17 protein-coding genes are annotated in these 20,702 nt (G+C 66.5%); 13 read left to right on the top strand and 4 right to left on the bottom strand.

Annotated features, from left to right (window positions below; translation table 11 throughout):
• Positions 1-32: 32 nt before the first annotated feature.
• The 3 genes from A5779_RS25000 (at position 33) to secA (ending at position 4,672) form a co-directional block, all read left to right on the top strand.
• Positions 33-662: a ComF family protein gene (locus A5779_RS25000; protein WP_064886426.1), complete on the top strand. Its 630-nt coding sequence runs from the start codon at positions 33-35 to the stop codon at positions 660-662.
• A gap of 297 nt (positions 663-959) precedes the next feature.
• Positions 960-1,643, top strand: coding sequence for a ribosome hibernation-promoting factor, HPF/YfiA family (gene hpf, locus A5779_RS24995; RefSeq protein WP_064886425.1), 684 nt, complete (start codon positions 960-962; stop codon positions 1,641-1,643).
• Positions 1,644-1,804: 161 nt separating this feature from the next.
• Entirely contained in the window at positions 1,805-4,672 is a 2,868-nt protein-coding gene (secA, locus tag A5779_RS24990; protein ID WP_064886424.1) for a preprotein translocase subunit SecA, read from the top strand.
• On the opposite strand, the gene A5779_RS24985 is transcribed toward secA, so the two are convergent.
• Positions 4,669-5,163, bottom strand: a complete 495-nt coding sequence (locus tag A5779_RS24985) for an Rv3235 family protein (RefSeq protein WP_236734874.1) — start codon at positions 5,161-5,163, stop codon at positions 4,669-4,671. The two genes, secA and A5779_RS24985, sit on opposite strands and share 4 nt — an antisense overlap.
• Positions 5,164-5,319: 156 nt before the next feature.
• Here A5779_RS24985 and A5779_RS24980 point away from each other — a divergent pair, with 156 nt between their 5' ends.
• The 8 genes from A5779_RS24980 (at position 5,320) to A5779_RS24945 (ending at position 15,566) form a co-directional block, all read left to right on the top strand.
• On the top strand, positions 5,320-7,173 hold the full coding sequence (locus A5779_RS24980) for an ABC transporter ATP-binding protein/permease (RefSeq protein ID WP_064886422.1): 1,854 nt from the start codon (positions 5,320-5,322) through the stop codon (positions 7,171-7,173).
• Positions 7,174-7,289: 116 nt separating this feature from the next.
• Complete coding sequence (locus tag A5779_RS24975; protein ID WP_064886421.1) at positions 7,290-8,699, top strand: WS/DGAT/MGAT family O-acyltransferase; 1,410 nt, start codon at positions 7,290-7,292, stop codon at positions 8,697-8,699.
• A gap of 61 nt (positions 8,700-8,760) precedes the next feature.
• A complete protein-coding gene (locus A5779_RS24970) occupies positions 8,761-10,548 on the top strand; it encodes a BCCT family transporter (RefSeq protein ID WP_064886420.1) in 1,788 nt (595 codons plus the stop codon).
• Between the two features lie 9 nt (positions 10,549-10,557).
• Complete coding sequence (locus tag A5779_RS24965) at positions 10,558-11,067, top strand: DUF6912 family protein (protein ID WP_064886419.1); 510 nt, start codon at positions 10,558-10,560, stop codon at positions 11,065-11,067.
• A 20-nt stretch (positions 11,068-11,087) separates the two neighbouring features.
• Positions 11,088-12,509, top strand: a complete 1,422-nt coding sequence (locus tag A5779_RS24960; protein ID WP_082941843.1) for a metal-dependent hydrolase family protein — start codon at positions 11,088-11,090, stop codon at positions 12,507-12,509.
• 58 nt (positions 12,510-12,567) lie between these two features.
• Positions 12,568-13,704, top strand: coding sequence for a ferredoxin reductase (locus A5779_RS24955; RefSeq protein WP_064886418.1), 1,137 nt, complete (start codon positions 12,568-12,570; stop codon positions 13,702-13,704).
• 68 nt (positions 13,705-13,772) lie between these two features.
• The gene (locus A5779_RS24950) at positions 13,773-15,011 is read left to right on the top strand and encodes a fatty acid desaturase family protein (protein WP_064886417.1); all 1,239 of its coding nucleotides are present in this window, start codon (positions 13,773-13,775) and stop codon (positions 15,009-15,011) included.
• Between the two features lie 156 nt (positions 15,012-15,167).
• On the top strand, positions 15,168-15,566 hold the full coding sequence (locus A5779_RS24945) for a hypothetical protein (RefSeq protein WP_174554268.1): 399 nt from the start codon (positions 15,168-15,170) through the stop codon (positions 15,564-15,566).
• Between the two features lie 4 nt (positions 15,567-15,570).
• Here A5779_RS24945 and A5779_RS24940 read toward each other — a convergent pair whose 3' ends face one another.
• The 3 genes from A5779_RS24940 to aroA are packed head-to-tail and all read right to left on the bottom strand — an operon-like array spanning position 15,571 to position 18,735.
• Positions 15,571-16,377 (bottom strand): SDR family oxidoreductase, encoded by an 807-nt coding sequence (locus A5779_RS24940; protein WP_064886415.1) that lies wholly within the window; start codon positions 16,375-16,377, stop codon positions 15,571-15,573.
• A 36-nt stretch (positions 16,378-16,413) separates the two neighbouring features.
• Entirely contained in the window at positions 16,414-17,394 is a 981-nt protein-coding gene (rsgA, locus tag A5779_RS24935) for a ribosome small subunit-dependent GTPase A (protein WP_064886414.1), read from the bottom strand.
• 6 nt (positions 17,395-17,400) lie between these two features.
• A complete protein-coding gene (gene aroA / locus A5779_RS24930) occupies positions 17,401-18,735 on the bottom strand; it encodes a 3-phosphoshikimate 1-carboxyvinyltransferase (RefSeq protein ID WP_064886413.1) in 1,335 nt (444 codons plus the stop codon).
• A gap of 45 nt (positions 18,736-18,780) precedes the next feature.
• Between aroA and A5779_RS24925 the strand changes: the two genes are divergently transcribed.
• Together A5779_RS24925 and A5779_RS24920 are read left to right on the top strand one after the other, a co-directional pair.
• Complete coding sequence (locus tag A5779_RS24925) at positions 18,781-19,575, top strand: SOS response-associated peptidase (RefSeq protein WP_207549115.1); 795 nt, start codon at positions 18,781-18,783, stop codon at positions 19,573-19,575.
• Positions 19,572-20,702, top strand: a 1,131-nt coding sequence (locus tag A5779_RS24920; protein WP_064886411.1) for a DUF7059 domain-containing protein, incomplete at its 3' end; no start/stop codon positions are given. The genes A5779_RS24925 and A5779_RS24920, both read left to right, overlap by 4 nt.

Raw genomic sequence — 20,702 nt, 5'->3', positions numbered from 1 at the left:
GCCGTGTCGGTGCCGGCGCGCAGACTGCCGGCATGCTCGACCTGATCCTGCCGCTGGAGTGCGGCGGCTGTGGGGCACCGGCAACCAGATGGTGTGTGACGTGTGCCGCGCAGTTGAGCGTCGGCGACGACGAGCCGCACCTGGTCACTCCACGAACCGATCCGGGGGTGCCGGTGTTTGCCCTGGGCCGCCACGCCGGTATCCGCCGGCGCGTAATTGTGGCGGCCAAGGAACACGGCCGCAGCGACCTGATCGTCCCGCTGGCCGATGCGCTGAGTGCCGGCCTGCAGCATCTGCTGACCTGGGGCGTCGTCGGCACTCCGGTGACACTGGTGCCGGCACCGACCCGCTTCGTCGCGGCTCGTCGGCGCGGTGGTGATCCGGTCCGCCGGATCGCGACGGCGGCGGTTGCCGGACTGCCGGGTGTCGGCGTGGTGCCCGCGCTGCGCCTGCGGCCGTGGGTGCGTGATTCGGTGGGCCTGTCGGGCGCCGCCCGCGAGCGCAACATCGCCGGCCGCGTGCGTCTGATCAGGCCGGTCGTGGGTGAAGTGGTGCTGGTCGACGACATCGTCACCACCGGAGCCACGGCGGCCGAATCGGTGCGGATGCTTACCACTTCGGGGGCCGACGTGGCTGCTGTACTGGCGATTTCGCATGCCTGACGCGCGCGTCATTTCGCTGAGATCAAACCCACATGAAGAACTGAGAACACGTATTTGAAATTGGTGGCACGAGTGGGTGAACACGGACTACCGTCGGCAGCAACCACCCGTGAACGACTCACGGCGGCGCCCCCCGAACGCGGCGCCACTTCACTGCCAAACGGTAGGAGGTGAGTACCCGACACCTTTCGCCGATGGGTGGAGCAAACTATTCGGCCCATCGGCACCATCTCGATTCGTTGAGAAGTAGGGCACGCGTGAACGCGTGTGACAACTGAGAGAAACGAGTTGCCGAGTATGTCAACCCATTCCCCGGACACAAGCGCCACCATGGTGGTCGACCCCGACGAGCAGGTCGGCGACACCACCCCGGAGCCGAACGCAGAGGTTGTGGTCAAAGGTCGAAACGTCGAAGTTCCCGATCACTTCCGTATCTACGTCTCGGAGAAGTTGTCGCGCCTGGAGCGGTTCGACCGCACCATCTACCTGTTCGACGTCGAACTCGACCACGAACGTAACCGCCGTCAGCGCAAAAACTGCCAGCACGTCGAGATCACGGCTCGCGGCCGTGGCCCGGTGGTGCGCGGCGAGGCCTGCGCAGACAGCTTCTATGCGGCCCTGGAATCAGCGGCCGGCAAACTCGAAAGCAGGCTCCGCAAGAGCAAGGACCGCCGCAAGATCCACTACGGCGACAAGACCCCGGTCTCACTGGCCGAAGCGACCGCGCACGAGACGCTGTTCGAACAGCAGCCGACGGCGACGGTCGATGGCGGATTGGCGGATGGCCTCGACGACCATGAGCCGGGCCGGATCGTACGGACCAAGGAACACCCGGCGAAGCCGATGACCGTCGATGACGCCCTCTATGAGATGGAGCTGGTCGGCCACGATTTCTTTCTGTTCCATGACAAGGAGAGTGATCGCCCGTCGGTGGTGTACCGCCGCCACGCCTACGACTACGGGCTGATCCGTCTGGCCTGACCGCCAGAAGGCGCAGAATCGCACCTCGGAGCATTCCGGGGTGCGATTTTGTCTCTTGGCGCCAGCAGAACCAGCGACTTCGACCGGTCACCTACGATGGACGTCAACTAAGCCCGTGCGATCCCGCCCACGGGATCCATCGAACCCACAGGGGAAATAGCGTGCTGTCGAAGTTGCTCCGTCTCGGTGAAGGCCGCATGGTCAAGCGCCTCAAGAAGGTGGCCGACTATGTCGACACCTTGTCCGACGACATGGAGAAGCTCTCGGACGCCGAGCTGCGAGGCAAGACCGACGAGTTCAAGAAGCGGATCGCCGACGGCGAGGACCTCGACGACCTGCTGCCCGAGGCGTTCGCGGTGGCCCGTGAGGCGGCGTGGCGGGTGCTGTCCCAGAAGCACTTCGAGGTCCAGATCATGGGCGGCGCGGCGCTGCACTTCGGCAACGTCGCCGAGATGAAGACCGGTGAGGGCAAGACCCTGACCGCGGTGCTGCCGGCCTACCTCAACGCGCTGTCCGGCGAGGGCGTGCACGTGGTGACGGTCAACGACTACCTGGCCAAACGCGACAGCGAGTGGATGGGCCGCGTGCACCGGTTCCTGGGCCTGGAGGTCGGCGTGATCCTTTCGGGCCTGACCCCGGAGGAGCGCAGGACGGCCTACCACGCCGACATCACCTACGGCACCAACAACGAGTTCGGGTTCGACTACCTGCGCGACAACATGGCGCACTCGGTCGAGGACATGGTCCAGCGTGGCCACAACTTCGCGATCGTGGACGAGGTCGACTCGATCCTCATCGACGAGGCCCGTACCCCGCTGATCATCTCGGGTCCCGCCGACGGCGCCTCCAACTGGTACAGCGAGTTCGCCCGACTGGCCCCGATGATGGAGAAGGACACCCACTACGAGGTCGACATCCGCAAGCGCACCATCGGTGTGCACGAGCTGGGCGTGGAGTTCGTCGAGGACCAGCTGGGCATCGAGAACCTCTACGAGGCGGCCAACTCGCCGCTGGTCAGCTACCTGAACAACGCCATCAAGGCCAAGGAGCTGTTCCAGCGCGACAAGGACTACATCGTCCGCGACGGCGAGGTGCTCATCGTCGACGAGTTCACCGGCCGTGTGCTGTTGGGGCGCCGCTACAACGAGGGCATGCACCAGGCGATCGAGGCCAAGGAGCACGTCGAGATCAAGGCCGAGAACCAGACGCTGGCCACGATCACGCTGCAGAACTACTTCCGGCTCTACGACAAGCTGTCCGGCATGACCGGCACGGCCGAGACCGAGGCCGCCGAGCTGCACGAGATCTACAAGCTGGGTGTGGTGCCGATCCCCACCAACAAGCCGATGGTCCGCGCCGATCAGGGCGATTTGATCTACAAGACCGAGGAAGCCAAGTACATCGCGGTCGTCGACGACGTGTCCGAGCGCTATGAAAAGGGACAGCCGGTGCTGATCGGTACCACCAGCGTCGAGCGCTCCGAGTACCTGTCGCGGCAGTTCACCAAGCGCAAGATTCCGCACAACGTCCTGAACGCGAAGTACCACGAGCAGGAGGCGAACATCATCGCCGAGGCCGGACGGCTCGGCGCCATCACGGTCGCCACCAACATGGCCGGTCGTGGTACGGACATCGTGCTCGGCGGCAATGCCGACTTCCTGGCCGACAAGCGGCTGCGGGAAAAGGGCCTGGATCCGGTGGAGACCCCGGAGGAGTACGAGGCCGCCTGGGACGACACCCTCACGGCCATCAAGGAAGAGGCCAACAAAGAGGCCGAGAAGGTCACCGAGGCCGGTGGGCTGTATGTGCTGGGCACCGAGCGTCATGAGTCCCGGCGTATCGACAACCAGCTGCGCGGCCGCTCGGGCCGCCAGGGTGACCCGGGCGAGTCCCGGTTCTACCTGTCGCTGGGTGACGAGTTGATGCGACGGTTCAACGGCGCGACGCTCGAGTCGCTGCTGACCAGGCTGAACCTGCCCGACGATGTGCCGATCGAGGCCAAGATGGTGACCCGCGCGATCAAGAGCGCGCAGACCCAGGTCGAGCAGCAGAACTTCGAGGTCCGCAAGAACGTCCTCAAGTACGACGAGGTGATGAACCAGCAGCGCAAGGTCATCTACAAGGAGCGGCGGATGCTCCTGGAGGGCGAGAACCTCCAGGAACAGGCCCACGACATGCTCGTCGATGTGATCACCGCCTACGTCGACGGCGCCACGGCCGAGGGTTACGCCGAGGACTGGGATCTGGCCAAGCTGTGGGAGGCGCTCAAGACGCTGTACCCGGTGGGCATCGACCACCACGATCTGGTCGATTCCGATGCAGTGGGCGAGCCCGGTGAGCTGACCCGTGACGAGTTGCTCGAAGCGCTGGTCGCCGACGCCGACCGCGCCTATGCCGAGCGCGAGAAGCAGCTCGAGGAACTGGCGGGCGAGGGCGCCATGCGCCAGCTGGAGCGCAACGTCCTGCTCAACGTGATCGACCGCAAGTGGCGCGAGCACCTCTACGAGATGGACTACCTCAAGGAGGGCATCGGTCTGCGCGCGATGGCGCAGCGCGATCCGCTGGTCGAGTACCAGCGCGAGGGCTACGACATGTTCGTCGGCATGCTCGACGCGCTGAAGGAGGAGTCGGTCGGATTCCTGTTCAACGTTCAGGTCGAGGCTGTGCCTTCGCAGCCGAGCGCCCAGGTGGCACCTGTGGCCGCGCCCAGCGGGCTGGCCGAGTTCGCTGCGGCCGCGGCGGCGAAGGCCGGTGAGGCCAATGAGGCTGCAGCCGCCGAGGCCGACTCCGGTGCGGTGGCCACCAAGGAGCGCCCGGCACCTGCATTGCGGGCCAAGGGGATCGAGAACGACGCTCCGCCGCTGACCTACACCGGACCGTCCGAGGACGGAACCGCGGAGGTCCAGCGGTCCGGCGGTGGTGGGAAGCATTCCGCGCCTGCCGGTGGTGGCACGCGGCGTGAGCGGCGCGAAGCAGCCCGCAAGCAGGCCAAGACCGGCCGGCCGTCGAAGTCGCACCGCAAGGGTTAACCCAACTGCAGCGCGGTGAGTTGCCAACGGCCACTGCGCAATTCGATACGTCCGGCGATGGCGCGTACGCGCGCCCCGCGGGTGTAGGTGGCGAACAGCTCGGCGGCCTCGGGTGAGGCTGCCGGGCGTAACCCCACCCGTCGCAGGCTGGCGGTGGTGACGTGCCGGGATGCGGTGGAGGCGACGACCGCGTCGAGCAGCAGTTGGCTCATCAGTGATCTCAGCTGGGACGGCGGCCTGCGCCGGTCGACGACCTCAAGGACCCGGCGCAGGGCCATGTCGGCGAATTGTGCCGCACCAGGCTGCAATTGGCGTTCGGGTTCGGGACTCACAAGCCGTAGCCGGCGCGGGCTGTGCCCGTGCAGCACGGTCGGGCTCGGGCAAGGGGCGGCGGGCACGTCAGGCGGTGGGCCGCCCAGCGGCAGCGCCGGCGGCTCGCAGTCGATGACGGGTGCGGTCAGCGGCCGCGCAGCGCGTTTCGGGGTGGTCACAGGCAACCTCCAGCGGTCGGCATCACGGACGACATCTGCTGGAGAGGTGCAGACCTACCCATGATCGCATGGGTTCGGCGTGCCGGAAGCACGGATAATCCGGCGCTCGGTTTCTCCGGTTAGCGTGACGAGAGTCGTCGAACCAGGGGGAACAGAATGGTTCAGCCCAGCATCGATTGGCCGGCCGAGCCGCTGCGCTCGCTGGTGTGGACGCTGCAGGCGTGGGTGATCACGTTCGTGGTGTTCCTCGCCGTGGCGGTGCTGATCGCGAGGTTCACCCGGTGGGGACAACAGTTCTGGCGGGTCAACGCACCGTTCTTCACCGGCGCCGGCAGTTGGCGCACCTGGGTGCTGCTGGCGTTCATCCTGTGGCACACCGTGTACGCGGCGCGGGTGGTGGTCATTTTCACCTACCAGTACGCGGACCTGATGAATGCGGTGCAGGCCGGTTCGGAGGCACTGGCCACCCACGACGACGCGAAACTCGATGCCGCGCGACAGGCGTTCATGACGTCGTTTGCGATCAGCGGGATTCTGGTGGCACTCACCGTCATCTACACCGTGGTGGACCTCTTCCTGCGCCGCGTCTTCTCGATCCATTGGCGGGTCTGGCTCAACGCGCGGCTGGTCGACGACTGGATGGCCGGCGATGCGTTCTACCGCAACCGCTTTCTGGATGCGCCGGTGGAAAACCCTGATCAGCGCATCCAGACCGACGTCGAGACCTTCACCACCAAGTCGGTCGACCTGAGCATCGGGGCGGTGAGCAAGTCTTTGTTGATCGTCATGTTCACCGGGGTGCTGTGGCAACTATCGGGGCCATTGCAGTTGGGCGGCTTGGTGGTTCCGCGGGCGATGGTCTTCGTGGCGTTCATCTTCTCGATCACGGTGACGGTCATCGCGTTCTGGATCGGCCGCCCCCTGGTCCGGTTGAACTTCCTCAACGAACGGTTCAGCGCCAGTTTCCGGTACGCGCTGGTGCGGTTGCGTGACAGCGCCGAGCGCGTTGCGTTCTACCGCGGTGGGGAGCGTGAACGGACACTGCTGCACTCCCGGTTCGCCGAGATCATCGCCAACATGTGGCGGATCGTGTTCGCGCAGTTGCGCCTCAACGGCTGGAACCGCGGGGTCGGTGACGTGACGACGGGCATGATCCCCTACATCGTGCAGGCGCCACGGTTCTTCGCCGGGCAGATCACGCTCGGCGGTCTGCTGCAGACCGTTGCGGCGTTCGGAAATGTCTGTGGCGCAATGTCGTTCTTCCGGGACAGCTATGACGAGTTCACCGTCTACCGGGCCGCCCTGATGCGCATCGATCAGATGCTCGCTCACGATCGCCAGGCCCGGGAGCTGCCCCGGATCTCGGTCGCTGCCACCCGCGATTCGCTGGCGCTCACGGAGGTGCAGGTCGACGACCTGCAGGGGAGTCCGCTGATCGCGGATCTGTCGATGGTGCTGAACCCGGGGGACAGCGTGGTGGTCAAGGGGCCGTCCGGGTGCGGTAAGACCACCCTGCTGCGCAGTCTGGCCGAGTTGTGGCCGAGGGCCCGGGGACTGGCGGAGTATCCGTCCGGATGGTCGACACTGTTCCTGCCCCAACTGCCGTACCTGCCGCTGGGTGACCTGCGGGCCTCGGTGGTGTACCCGCTGCCGATTGCCGATGTGGGCGACAGCGAACTGCGGGACACCTTGCGGGCGGTGGCCCTCGGGCATCTGACCGAGCGCCTGGACGAGGAGGCCGACTGGGCGTCGGTGCTGTCCCTGGGCGAGCAACAGCGGGTGTCCTTTGCGCGGGTGCTGCTGGTCCGTCCACGGGTGGTGTTCCTCGACGAGTCGACCTCCGCGTTGGACGAGGGACTCGAGGACGCCATGTATGGGCTGGTGCGAGAACGGTTACCCGACTGTGTGGTGGTCAGTGTGGGGCACCGGTCCACCATCGACCGGCATCACCGGTCACGTTTGCAGTTGGAGGGCAGTGGCCGCTGGGAGCTCTCGGTGATCCCGGGATGAACTCTCGGTAGCTCCGGCGTGAAATTGACGCGCGGTAGCACCCGTGATGCGGAGCAGCAGATTCGCCGGTTAACGTGACGGGTTCAAGGGGAGCGAGAAGGGGAGGTTGGCGCCGCATGGTGAACAGGCTGTCGGCGTCCGACGCAGCGTTCTTCCACCTGGAGAACTCCGCTACGCCGATGTATGTGGGGTCCTTGTCGATCCTCCGCAAGCCGCGGGCCGGCTTGAGTTACGAGACTCTCCTGGAGACCGTCGAGCGCCGGTTGCCGCAGATCCCTCGCTACCGGCAGAAGGTGCGTGAGGTGACGCTGGGCCTCGCCCGCCCGGTGTGGGTGGACGACCGGGATTTCGACATCACCTACCACATTCGGCGCTCGGCGCTGCCGTCTCCGGGGAGCGACGCGCAGCTCCACGACCTGATCGCCCGGCTCGGCTCGCGGCCGTTGGACCGGACCCGTCCGCTGTGGGAGATGTACCTGGTCGAAGGGCTGACCAAGAACCGCATCGCCATCTACACCAAGACGCACCAGGCCTTGGTCAACGGGATGACCGCCCTTGAGATCGGGCACGTCATCGTCGATCGGGCGCAGAAGCCGCCGGAGTTCGGCGAGGACATCTGGATCCCGGCCCGCGAACCCAGCGACCGCCAGTTGATGCTCGGTGCGATCGGGGAGTGGATCACCCGCCCCACCACCCAGCTCGCCGCCTTGCGCGACACGGTGACCGAGGTGGCCACCAGTGCCAGCGAACTGGCGGCGGTGGGCCGTCGGGTGGCCGATGTGGCCCGCACGGTGGCGCGCGGCACGGCCCCGAGCAGTCCGCTCAACACCACGGTCTCGCGCAACCGCAGGTTCTCGGTGGACGAGCACCGGCTGGAGGATTACCGGCTGGTGCGCGCCCGCTACAACTGCGACATCAACGACGTCGTCCTGGCGGTGGTGGCCGGCGCGCTGCGCAACTGGCTGCTGTCGCGCGGGGAACCGGTCAACCCGACCACCACGGTCCGGGCGATGGCGCCGATGTCGGTGTACCCGGATGCCGAGCTGGACTCCACGGGACCGGGCCAGGCCATCAGCGAGGTATCGCCGTTCCTGGTCGACCTCCCGGTCGGCGAGGGCAATGCGGTGGTGCGGCTGTCGCAGATCGCCCACGCCACCGAATCGCATTCCACCGCCGCCAGCCTGGTCGATGCGCGCACCATCGTCACCCTGTCCGGGTTCGCGCCGCCGACCTTGCACGCCATGGGCATTCGGGTGGCGACAGGTTTCTCGGCTCGGCTGTTCAACCTGCTGATCACCAATGTGCCCGGGGCTCAGAAGCAGATGTATGTCGCGGGCACCAAGCTGCTGGAGACCTACGCGGTGCCGCCGCTGCTGCAGAACCAGGTGCTGGCCATCGGGGTCACGTCGTACAACGGCATGCTGTACTTCGGGATCAACGCCGACCGGGACGCGATGAGCGACGTCGACGTCTTGCCGAGCCTGTTCCGCGAATCCCTCGAAGAGTTGCTGGAGGCGGCAAGATAATCGTGGCGAAGCGCGTGGGCTGTTTGACCTGAGCTGCAATTCGCGGTCTGATGAATTGATCATGCCAGCTGAGATACGAAACAGTAGACCCGACAAGAACACGCACGAAGCCAAGAGATCAGTCGTCAAGAAGACCGAAGATGCGCTCAAGTCGGTTGCCGAGGTGGTGCCCCACCACCCGGTACTCGACGTCCCGGTAGAGCAGAAGGCCTACACCCGCCGTGCCGGCGTGGACTGGGTGGTTTTCGGGGTCACCGCCGTCATCGCGCTCGCATTCCTGGTCTGGGGATTCGTCAGCACGGATTCGCTTGCCAGCGCCTCGAAGAACGCCCTCGGCTGGGTGATGGCCGATGTCGGTTGGTTGTTCGTCCTGACCGCGTCCGGGTTCGTGATCTTCGTGATCTGGCTGGCGATGAGTCGCTACGGCAACATCCCGCTGGGTCGTGACGACGACGAGCCGGAGTTTCGCACCGTGTCCTGGGTGGCGATGATGTTCAGCGCCGGCATGGGTATCGGTCTGATGTTCTTCGGGGTGTCCGAGCCGCTGTCGCATTTCGACTCCCCGCCACCGGGGACCGGCGGCCCGGGCAATCCCCGGGCAGCCGAGACCGCGATGGCGACCACGATGTTCCACTGGACGTTGCATCCGTGGGCGATCTACGCAGTCGTCGGCCTGACCATCGCCTACGGCGTCTACCGCAAGGGCCGGTTGCAGCTGGTGTCGGCGGCATTCGAGCCGCTGCTGGGCAAACACGCCAACGGGCCGTGGGGCAAGGTGATCGACATGCTGGCGATCTTCGCCACGCTGTTCGGGTCCGCGGCCTCGCTCGGCCTCGGTGCGCTGCAGATCCGCAGCGGGCTGCACATCGTCGCCGGAATCGGTGAAACCGGCAATGCCGTCCTGATCGGCATCATCACGATCCTCACCGTCGCGTTCGTGCTGTCGGCGGTGTCCGGGGTCGCGCGCGGGATTCAGTGGCTGTCCAACATCAACATGGTGCTGGCGCTGGCCATGGCGCTGTTCATCTTCCTGGTCGGCCCGACGATGTTCATGTTGAACATGATCCCGACCTCCATCGGCAGCTATGTGGATCAGCTGGCGCAGATGGCTGCCCGGACCGGGGCCGAAGGTGAAGCGGTCAGCACCTGGCTGCAGAAGTGGACGATCTTCTACTGGGCGTGGTGGATCTCGTGGACTCCGTTCGTCGGGATGTTCATCGCCCGGATCTCCCGCGGCCGCACCATCCGGCAGTTCGTCACGGGCGTGCTGCTGGTGCCCAGTGTGGTGTCGGTGGTCTGGTTCTGTGTGTTCGGCGGCGCGGCCATCTTCGAGCAGCAGAACGGTGTGGACCTGGCCGGAATGGGCAGCCAGGAGCAACAGCTGTTCAGCTTGCTCGGCGAGTATCCGATCGCGACCGTCACCAGTGTGGTGGTGATGGTGCTCGTCGCCATCTTCTTCGTGTCGGGCGCCGATGCGGCGTCGATCGTGATGGGTTCGCTGTCGGAGCGCGGCACCATCAAGCCGACCCGGCCGACGGTGATCTTCTGGGGTGTCGCCACCGGTGCGGTGGCCGCGGTCATGCTGCTGGTCGGTGGAGCCGACGCGCTGAACGGCCTGCAGTCGATCACGATCATCGTCGCGGTGCCCTTCGTGCTGGTGATGATCGGGCTTGCAGTGTCGCTGGTCCGAGACCTGCGCCAGGACCCGCTGGTGGTGCGCCGCGAGTACGCGCTGGAGGCGGTCAACGATGCGGTGGTCGCCGGTGTCACCCAGCACGGCGACGATTTCGTGATTTCGGTGGAGAAGGACCCGCAAGCCGACGACCGCAGAGACGCCGCGGACGATTAACCTCGCGGTGTGCGCGTCTACATCCCGACGACCCTGGTCGCCCTGCAGAAGCTCGTCGCCGACCGTCACCTGCTCGTCGTGAACGGGACCGCCTTCGCGGTCACCCCGACCTTGCGGGAGGCCTATGCCGAGGGCGACGACGACGAACTCGCCGAGGTGGCCTTGCGGGAGGCCGCCCTGGCCTCGCTGCGGTTGCTGGCCGTCGGCCCGTCCGATTCGGGCCTGCCGCCGCGGCGGGCGGTCGTGGTCGCCGACCCCGGGGCGGACGTGGAGGTGACGATTCGCCCTGATCTCGATGACGCCGTGGTGCGGCTGTCCGGGCCGTTGCCGATCGATGCCGTGGTCGCGGTGTACGTCGACAATGCCGATGCGGAGTCGGCGGTGCTGGCCGCGGTCGACGTCATCGACGAGGCGGACATGGGCGACGAGGACGCCGAACTCACGGTGGGAGACGCCCAGGATCACGACCTGGCGTGGTACGCCCCGCAGGAATTGCCGTTCCTGCTCGAACTGCTCTGATCGACGAGACGGGGATTTCGATGCGCGGATTCGGACTGTTGGCGGTGCTGGCCGTGGTCTTGGCGAGTGCAGCGTGTTCGACCGGCGGGGGTGACGCCCCGTCGGCAGGCCCGACCGAGTCGGCGCCCCCGACGGAGTCCCGGCAGCCTCCGGCGCCGCCGGCCACGGACGCCGAGGTGGCCACGACGGACTTCCGGAACGTGAAAATCTTTGACGGCCATAGTGATCGGCTGTCGGCGCCGTCGAATGTGCGGGTGAAAGGCAACCGGATCGAACGGATCTCCACCGAGGAGCTCCCGGCTGATCCGGCCGCCACGGTGATCGACGGCGACGGGCGCACGTTGATGCCCGGCCTGATCGACAACCACTGGCACACGATGCTCGTGCGGCCGCCGGTGACACAGCTGACGACCTTGGATCCGGGGTACCTCAACCTGTTGGCCGGCGCCGAGGCCGGCGACACCTTGATGCGTGGATTCACCACGGTGCGCGATCTCGGTGGCCCGAGCTTCGGGCTGAAGAAGGCCATCGACGAAGGTGTCATCGATGGACCGCGCATCTTCCCGTCGGGCGCGATCATCACCGTCACCAGCGGCCACGGTGACTTCCGTACGTCCTCGGACTTACCCCGCAATTCCGGTGACCCGCAGTCGCGTCAGGAGGAACTCGGCGCCGCCATGGTGGCCGACAGTCCCGACGAGGTGCGGATGCGTGCCCGCGAGCAGCTGTTCCAGGGTGCCTCACAGATCAAGCTGACCGCCGGGGGCGGGGTGTCGTCCCCACACAGCCCGCTCGACGTCACCACCTTCACCGAACCCGAACTTCGGGCGGCCACCGAAGCGGCCGGCAACTGGGGCACCTATGTCGCCGTACACGCCTACACCCCGCAGACCATCCAGCAGGCGATCCGCGCCGGCGTCACGTGCATCGAACACGCCCACCTGATGGATGAGGCGACGGCAAAAGAGATGGCGGACAAGAACATCTGGCTGAGCACGCAGCCCATCCCGGCCGAGATGATCGGTGCGTTTCGGCCGGGCTCCGACGAGGCGGCCAAGGCCAAGGAGATCGTCGACGGCGTCGGCAACGTCTATCAGTTGGCCCGCAAGTACAAGCTCAAGACGGCCTTCGGCACCGACATCCTGTTCTCGCCGCAGCTGGCGCCGAAACAGGGCGCGCTGTTGGCCGGGCTCGGCAAGTGGTTCTCGCCCGCCGAGACGTTGACGATGGCCACCGGAACCAACGCCGAACTGCTGGCGTTGTCAGGCAAGCGCAGTCCGTACGCGGGAAAGCTGGGCGTGGTGCAGGAGGGTGCGCTGGCTGATCTCCTGCTGGTCGACGGTGACCCGCTGGCTCAGTTGGACCTGGTTGCCGACCCGGAACGGAATTTCAAAGTGATCATGAAGGACGGGAAAACGTACAAGAACACTTTGGCGTCCTGACCTGTGAGAGCGGACGTACGACTAGCTACGGGGCAGTAACCTACGGTACCGTAGGTTCATGGCCAAGAACTCGATCAAGGTCTCGGCCAATGTGGCCGACACGGTTCGCCCTACCGTTGCCGGCGCCGAGCACCGTCCCGCGTGGAACGCGCTTCGCCGCATCTTGGGTCAGGTGACCACGCCGCTGCTGCCCGACGATTACCTCAAGCTGGCCAACCCGTTGTGGTCGGCACGGGAGTTGCGCGGCCGGGTGGTCGAGGTGCGCCGCGAAACCGCCGACTCGGCGACTTTGGTGATCAAGCCGGGCTGGGGTTTCTCGTTCGACTATGAGCCCGGTCAGTACATCGGCATCGGTGTGCTGATCGACGGGCGCTGGCGTTGGCGGTCGTATTCGCTGACCTCGACGCCGGAGAAATCCGCGCGCACCATCGCGATCACCGTCAAGGCGATGCCGGAGGGGTTCCTGTCGACTCACCTGGTCGACGGGCTGCGTCCGGGAACCGTGGTGCGGCTGGCCGCGCCGCAGGGCAACTTCGTCATGCCGCAACCGGCGCCGGCAACGGTCCTGTTCGTGACGGCGGGCTCGGGCATCACTCCGGTGATGTCGATGCTGCGCACCCTGGTGCGACGGGGCCAGATCACCGACATCGTGCACGTGCATTCCGCGCCAACCGAATCCGATGTGATGTTCGGCCAGGAGTTGGCAGAGCTGCACGATGCGCATCCCGGCTACCGGCTGTTGTTGCGCAGCACCCGGACCGAAGGCAGGCTTGATCTGGCGCAACTCGGTGAGTTGGTTCCCGATTGGCGTGAGCGTCAAGCGTGGGCGTGCGGGCCCGAAGGCATGCTCAACGACGCCGAACAGGTGTGGGAGGCCGCCGGTATCGCCGAGCACCTGCACCTGGAACGGTTCGCGGTGTCGCGGGCGGCTCCGCACGGCGCCGGGGGCACGGTGACGTTCGAGCGCAGCGGCAAGGAGGTCACGATCGACGGCGCGACGCCGTTGATGGACGCGGGGGAGCAGGTCGGGATTCAGATGCCGTTCGGCTGTCGGATGGGGATCTGCCAGTCCTGTGTGGTGGGCCTGGTCGAAGGACATGTGCGCGATCTACGCACCGGCGTCGAGCATGACCCCGGCACCAGGATCCAAACGTGTGTTTCCGCCGCTTCCGGCGACTGCGTCCTGGATGTCTAAGCTTTACTGGCTAGTAACCTACGGGGTCGTAGGTTACGCTACCGTAGGTAATTGAGAGGAGGCTGACGATGGCAGTAACCGACGTTCCCGCATTCGCGCATCTGACCGATGCCGACATCGAGAATCTGGGCATCGAACTCGACGCGATCCGACAAGACATCGAAGACTCCCGTGGTGAGCGGGACGCCCGCTACATCCGCCGCACCATCGCGGCGCAACGTGCGCTCGACGTCGCCGGCCGCGTCATGCTCGCGGCGAGCTCGAAGCGTTCCGCCTGGTGGGCGGGCACCATCACCCTGGGCGTGGCCAAGATCATCGAGAACATGGAGATCGGCCACAACACCATGCACGGCCAGTGGGACTGGATGAACGATCCCGAGATTCACTCCTCGTCGTGGGAGTGGGACATGAGCGGGGCGTCCAAGCACTGGCGGTTCACCCACAACTTCATGCATCACAAGTACACGAACATCCTCGGCATGGACGACGACGTGGGCTACGGCGTCATCCGCGTGACCCGGGATGCCAAGTGGAAGCCGTTCAACCTCTACGGCAACCTGCTCTTCAACACCCTTCTCGCGATCGGCTTCGAGTGGGGCGTCGGGTTGCAGCACCTGGAGCTCGGCAAGATCTTCAAGGGTCGCGACAATCGCAACGCGACGCTCGTCCGGGTACGTGAGTTCGGCGTCAAGGCCGGCCACCAGCTGGCCAAGGACTACGTGGTCTGGCCCGCGCTCACGTCGTTGTCGCCCGGCGCCACCTTCAAGTCCACTTTGAAGGCCAATGCGGTGGCCAACGTCATCCGCAACGTCTGGGCCAACGCGGTGATCTTCTGCGGCCACTTCCCCGATGGCGCAGAGAAATTCACCAAGACCGACATGGTCGGTGAAAGCCGCGGCCAGTGGTACCTGCGCCAGATGCTGGGTAGCGCCAACTTCAACTCAGGTCCGGTGCTGGCCTTCATGAGCGGCAATCTGAGCTACCAGATCGAGCACCACCTGTTCCCGGATCTGCCGAGCAATCGGTACGCCGAGATCGCGGTCCGGGTACGGGCGCTGTGCGACAAGTACGACCTGCCCTACACCACGGGACCGTTCCTGGTGCAGTACGGCAAGACCTGGCGCACGATCGCCAAACTGTCGCTGCCGGACCGGTTCCTGAAGGACACGGCCGACAATGCCCCGGAAACGCGCAGTGAGCGGATGTTCACCGAGCTCGACGGGTACGGCGTCACCGATCCGACGACGGGACGTCGTCGTGGTCTGAAGACGGCCATCGCGACCGTGCGGGGCTGGCGCCGCCGCTGAGCTGGTCGAATGTGAAGAAGGTGTCGAGAAATCGCTGATTTCTCGACACCTTCTTCACGTTGCGCTCGAATTCCAAGCAATTGCCCGACGCACTCCCAGGGTCCTCGCAGTCGTCGTTCATATTCTGCGTTCGTGAGGAAGCTACTTGCGGCTGCCATGGTGCTGGGCGCCTCGGCCGTTCCGGTCGGTGCACTGGCCACCGGTATCGCCGCGGCCGACGACTACGCCGGGCAGAAATACTCCGACGTGCAGTCCGAGCTGTCCGATGCCGGGATGAAGGGTGTCGTTGCGACCCGTTCGGGTGATTCCGAGGCCGACGACGACTGCGTGGTGGCGAGCTCGGAGAAGGCATCCTGGCACAAGGGCGACAACTTCGCGCCCGTCACCGACACCGTGCTGCTCAACCTGAACTGCAACGCCGGGGTGGCCTCGGCCAAGACGCCGGGCAACTCGGCGGCGAGCCCGGAGGGGCGCGCCGCCATCGCGGCGGCCAAACAGCAGGCCGAGCAGGAACAGCAGCAGGCTGCGGCCGACCAGGCCAAGACCAAGCACTGACCCGTTACATGTTGAGTTCCCAGACCTTCGGCCAGTCCTTGCCCCGGAAGGCGGCGTCGATACCGCCATCGACGAAGACGACCGATCCGACGAAGTAACCCGAATCGGGACCCAGTAGGAACGCCACCAGCGCAGCCACCTCTTCGGGCCGCCCGCCGCGCCCCGCTGGGATCGTCTTGAGGAACTGCTCCATTCCCGCACCGGTCAGCGGATCCTTGCGGCCCTCCTGGGTCATCGGAGTGTCGATGAGCCCCGGTGCGATCGCGTTGAGCCGGATGCCGTCGGCGATGTACTCCGCGGACTTGGTGCGGGCGTAGTACGCCAGGGCGGCCTTGGTCGCCGGGTAGGCCTGCAGGGCCGCGAAATCGCCGTAGGTGGAGGCGACGGTATTGGCGCCCGTCTCATCACCGGCCAGGCAGGCTTCGGCCAGCTCCACCGGCCAATTGGGCTGAGTGGTAGTCGAATTCGAACTGATCAGCACCACCGACGCGTTCTCCCGGCCGGCCAGCAGTGGACGCAGACCTTCCAGCAGCTCGATGGCGCCGAAGTAGTTGACGGCGATGAGCAGGTCCGCCGGACGGCCGGTTGCGGCGGCCAGACCGGCGAACGGGACGAAACCGTCGATGCCGCCGTCGGCCAGCTCGGTGACCTTGACGATCGCCTCCGCACGTCCGTCCGGGGTGCTCAAGTCCACGTTCACGTCGGCCCCGCGCAGGTCGACGCCGATCACCCGATGCCCGTCGGATTCCAGCCGTTTCTTGGTTGCCGCCCCAAGACCAGAGGCGCTGCCGGTGAGAACGTAAGTAGCCACGTTCAGCGACCATAGTCGCCGAGACGTCGGGGCAGGTCAGGCTTCCCGCAGAGCGGTCAACAGGTGACGGGTCGCCGCGACGCGGCCCGCCGCCGGCCCGGTCAGGGTGTCGAGCGCACATTCGGGATCGGCGGGTGGGCCCATATGGCCGCAGCCGCGCGGGCAGTCCTCGATGGTGTCGGCCAGATCCGAGAACGACCTGATCACGTCGTCCGGTTGAATGTGTGCCAGCCCGAACGACCTGATGCCTGGAGTGTCGATCACCCAGCCCTGGCCGTCGAGCGGGAGCGCCACCGACTGGGTGGAGGTGTGCTTGCCCTTGCCCACTCCGGAGACTTCGCCCGTGGCCCGATCCGCCTCCGGGACAAGGCGATTCACCAGCGTCGACTTGCCCACCCCGGAATGCCCGAGGAACACGGTGACTTGATCGGTCAGCAGCGGTGCGACCGCATCGAGTGGATCCTCGCGGCCCGCCGTGACGATGGTCAGGTCCAGATCCGCGAACTGCGCGGCGAACGGCTCTGGGGCGGCCAGATCGGATTTCGTCAGGCACAGCACTGGTTTCAGCCCGCCGGCGTAGGCGGCGATCAGTGCGCGTTCGACGAAACCGGTGCGCGGCGGTGGGTCGGCCAGGGCCACCACGATCAACAGCTGGTCGGCGTTGGCGACCACCACCCGTTCCGTCGGATCGGTGTCATCGGCGGTGCGGCGCAACACTGTTCGGCGCTCACCACGGCGGACGATCCGGGCCAGGGTGTCCGGGCGGCCGGACAGGTCGCCGACGATGTCGACGTCGTCGCCGACCACGATCGGGGTGCGGCCCAGTTCACGGGCCCGCATCGCGACCACGCGGTGATGCGGGTCGCGATCCAGGGCGCAGCCCCAGCGGCCGCGGTCGACGGTCACCACCATCGCGGACTGGGCATCGGCGTGGTCGGGGCGGGTCTTGGTGCGCGGACGGGTACCCCGGCCCGGCCTGATCCGGACATCGGACTCGTCGTATTCCCGCGCTCCCAAAGTGGTTTACTTCCCCTTTTTGTGCGGGCCAGTCGACGGGTCGCCCGCCAGCATCTGCTCCCACATGAGCGGGAAGTCGGGCAGGGTCTTGGCGGTGGTCTCGATGTTCTCCACCGCCACACCGGCTACCCGCAGGCCGATGATCGCCCCTGCGGTGGCCATCCGGTGGTCGGCGTAGGAGCGCCAGGTCCCGCCGTGCAGCGGCCGCGCGGTGATGAGCAGGCCGTCCTCGGTCTCCGAGCAGTCGCCGCCGAGTCCGTTGATCTCGGTGGTCAGTGCGGCCAGCCGGTCGGTCTCATGTCCGCGCAGGTGCGCGATACCCCGTAGCCGCGACGTCGAGCCGTCAGCGGCCAATGCGGCCAGCGCGGCCACCGTGGGAGCGAGCTCGCCGACGTCGTGTAGGTCGGCGTCAAACCCGCCATATCCTTCGGCGCCACTGACCTCCAAGTGGGTATCACGTTGGTGGACAGTCGCATTCACCTTCGTCAGCAGGTCGAGGATGGTGTCGGCGGGTTGGATGCTGGCCGACGGCCAACCGGCGATCCGCACTGTTCCGCCGGTGACGATCGCAGCGGCCAGAAAGGGCGTGGAGTTCGACAGATCCGGTTCGATGTGCCAGGCCCGCGCGGCGACCGGCCCGGGAGAGACCAGCCAGCGGTTGGGAACCGAGTCATCGACCTGAACACCGGCGTCGCGCAGCATCGCCACCGTCATCGCGACGTGCGGAGCCGACGGCACCGAGGTTCCGGTGTGCACGATGGTGAGCCCGTCGGTGAAGGTCGCACCCGACAACAACAGCCCGGAGACGAACTGCGAGGAACCCGACGCGTCGATCTCGACGGTGCCGCCGGTGACGGCGCCCCGGCCGAGTACCGCGAACGGCAGACTGTCGCCGTCCACCTCGACTCCGAGCCCACGTAGCCCGTTGAGCAGCGGGGAGATCGGCCGGGACCGGGCCTGCTCGTCGCCGTCGAAGGTGACCGAGGCGGTGCCCAACGCGGCGACCGGGGGCACGAACCGCAGCACGGTGCCGGCCAGTCCGCAGTCGACCCGCGCATCCGGGGCCGGCGTGATGCGGCCGCTGACGGTCAGCTCGGTGTCGTCGTGGTCGGCTGCCGTGACGCTGACGCCGAGGGTGCGGATCGCGTCGATCATCAGGTCGGTGTCGCGGCTGCGCAGTGCGCCGCTGACAGTGGAGGGACCCTGCGCGGTGGCCAGCGCGGCCAGTACGAGTGCACGATTGGTCAGAGACTTCGAACCCGGCACCGTGACGGTGGCGTCGACCGGCACCGCCGTCGACGGGGCCTGCCAGTGTTCTGTTTGCTCCTCACGTGCACTCACGCACTACATCCTGCCTTGTCCGCGGACTCTGCAACCATGGGCACTATGTGTGGACGTTTCGCGGTGACCACCGACCCGGCGCTGCTGGCGCAGAAGATCCAGGCGATTGATGAAAGCACGTCGAGCTCCGGGGACAAGGGCGACAAGGACGTCGCGGGTGCGAATTACAGTGCCGGTCCCAACTACAACGTGGCGCCGACGACCACCATCTCCAGCGTCGTCAAACGGCACACCGAGCCCGAGGACGAATCGACCCGCCGGGTCCGGTCCATGCGCTGGGGGCTGATCCCGCCGTGGGTGAAGACGGCCGAGGGTGGCGGCCCCGACACCAAGGGGCCGCTGCTGATCAACGCGCGCGCGGAGAAGGTCACCACATCACCGGCATTCCGCAACTCCGCCAAGAGCAAGCGGTGTCTGATCCCGATGGACGGTTGGTACGAGTGGAAGCCGAATCCGGACGCCGGGAAAAAAGCAGCCAAGACCCCGTACTACATGTACGGGGCCGACGGCGAGCTGCTGTTCATGGCGGGGCTGTGGACGACGTGGCGTCCGCAGGGCGCACCGAAGGACGCCCCGCCGCTGCTCAGTTGCACGATCATCACCACCGACTCCGCCGGCCCGCTCGCCGAGATCCATGACCGGATGCCGCTGACCATCAGCGCGCCCGACTGGGACCGCTGGATGGATCCCGACGCCCCCATCGATGAGGGCCTGCTGCGTGGTCACGGGGATCTCGACCGGATCGCCGTCCGTGAGGTGTCACGACTGGTCAACAGTGTCCGGAACAACGGCCCCGAGCTCATCGAGCCGGCCGAGCCCGAAGAGATGGGGTTGTTTTGAGCGGCATCGATGCCGGTGGTGTCGACCCTGACCTAATCGACGCAATCGGTGCCGACCTGCGATCGGCCGGATTCACCACCGACGGAGTGGCCGAGCTGCTCGGCGCCGACGCCAACGCCGCGCTGGGCCGGGGCGTGTGGTGGCCGGTCCTGCGGGTTACCCATGCCGCCCCGGCAGACCGGCAACGACTGGCAGTGCTGGTGCGTCTGCTGCTGCTCGGGACCGAGGAGGCACGCGATCTGGTCGGGGCGGCCCTCCCGTCGACCAGCCTGGAGACCATGGCTGCCAACGGCGTCCTGGAGTTCACCGGCGACAAGGTTCGGGCCGCCCTCGACATCCGCCCGCACAGCGACGGAGCCCGGGATTTTTACGTCGTGTCCGATCAGGACGCCGCGGTGCGCCGGGGGCCGTTGCGACACGATCATGTGCTCGGGATCGGCGGGGCGTCGGTGTCATTGGCGCGGGCGGTCACCCGTAACCCGGTGCGCCGCGCCCTTGACCTCGGAACCGGATGCGGTATCCAGGCGCTGCATCTGGACGCACACTGCGACGAGATCGTCGCGACCGACACCAACGAGCGGGCGCTGGCACTGGCAGCGATGACTGCGCGGCTGAACGGCATGTCGTGGGATCTGCGTCAGGGCAGCCTCTTCGAGCCGGTGGCGGGAGAGCGATTCGATCTGATCGTCTCCAATCCACCGTTCGTGGTGGGTTCGGGTGCCCGCGATTACATCTACCGCGATTCGGGTGTGGCCGGAGATGCCTTGTGCCAGAGCCTGATCGAGCAGATCGGTGATCATCTTTCCCCGGGTGGCACCGCCCACATCATGGCGAACTGGATTGTGCGCGAGGGTAAAGAAGGCGAGACCTGGCGCCAACGTGTTTCTGGTTGGCTGGCCGGCACCGGCCTGCACGCCTGGGTGGTACAGCGCGAGCTGGCCGACCCGGTCAGCTATGTCTCGTTGTGGCTGGCCGACGCCGGAGAAGACCTCGATCGACAGGCGCAGCGCGGTGGTGAATGGCTCGACTGGTTCACCGAGCAGGGGATCGCCGGCGTCGGGATGGGCATGATCTCGCTGCGGGTCCCGCGGGACGGGGAACTGCCCGAGCAGATCCTCGAGGAGATC

The organism is Mycolicibacterium peregrinum, assembly GCF_001665625.1.
In the GTDB taxonomy this organism is placed as follows: Bacteria; Actinomycetota; Actinomycetes; order Mycobacteriales; family Mycobacteriaceae; genus Mycobacterium; species Mycobacterium peregrinum_B.
This window is presented reverse-complemented; position numbering and strand designations above follow the sequence as displayed.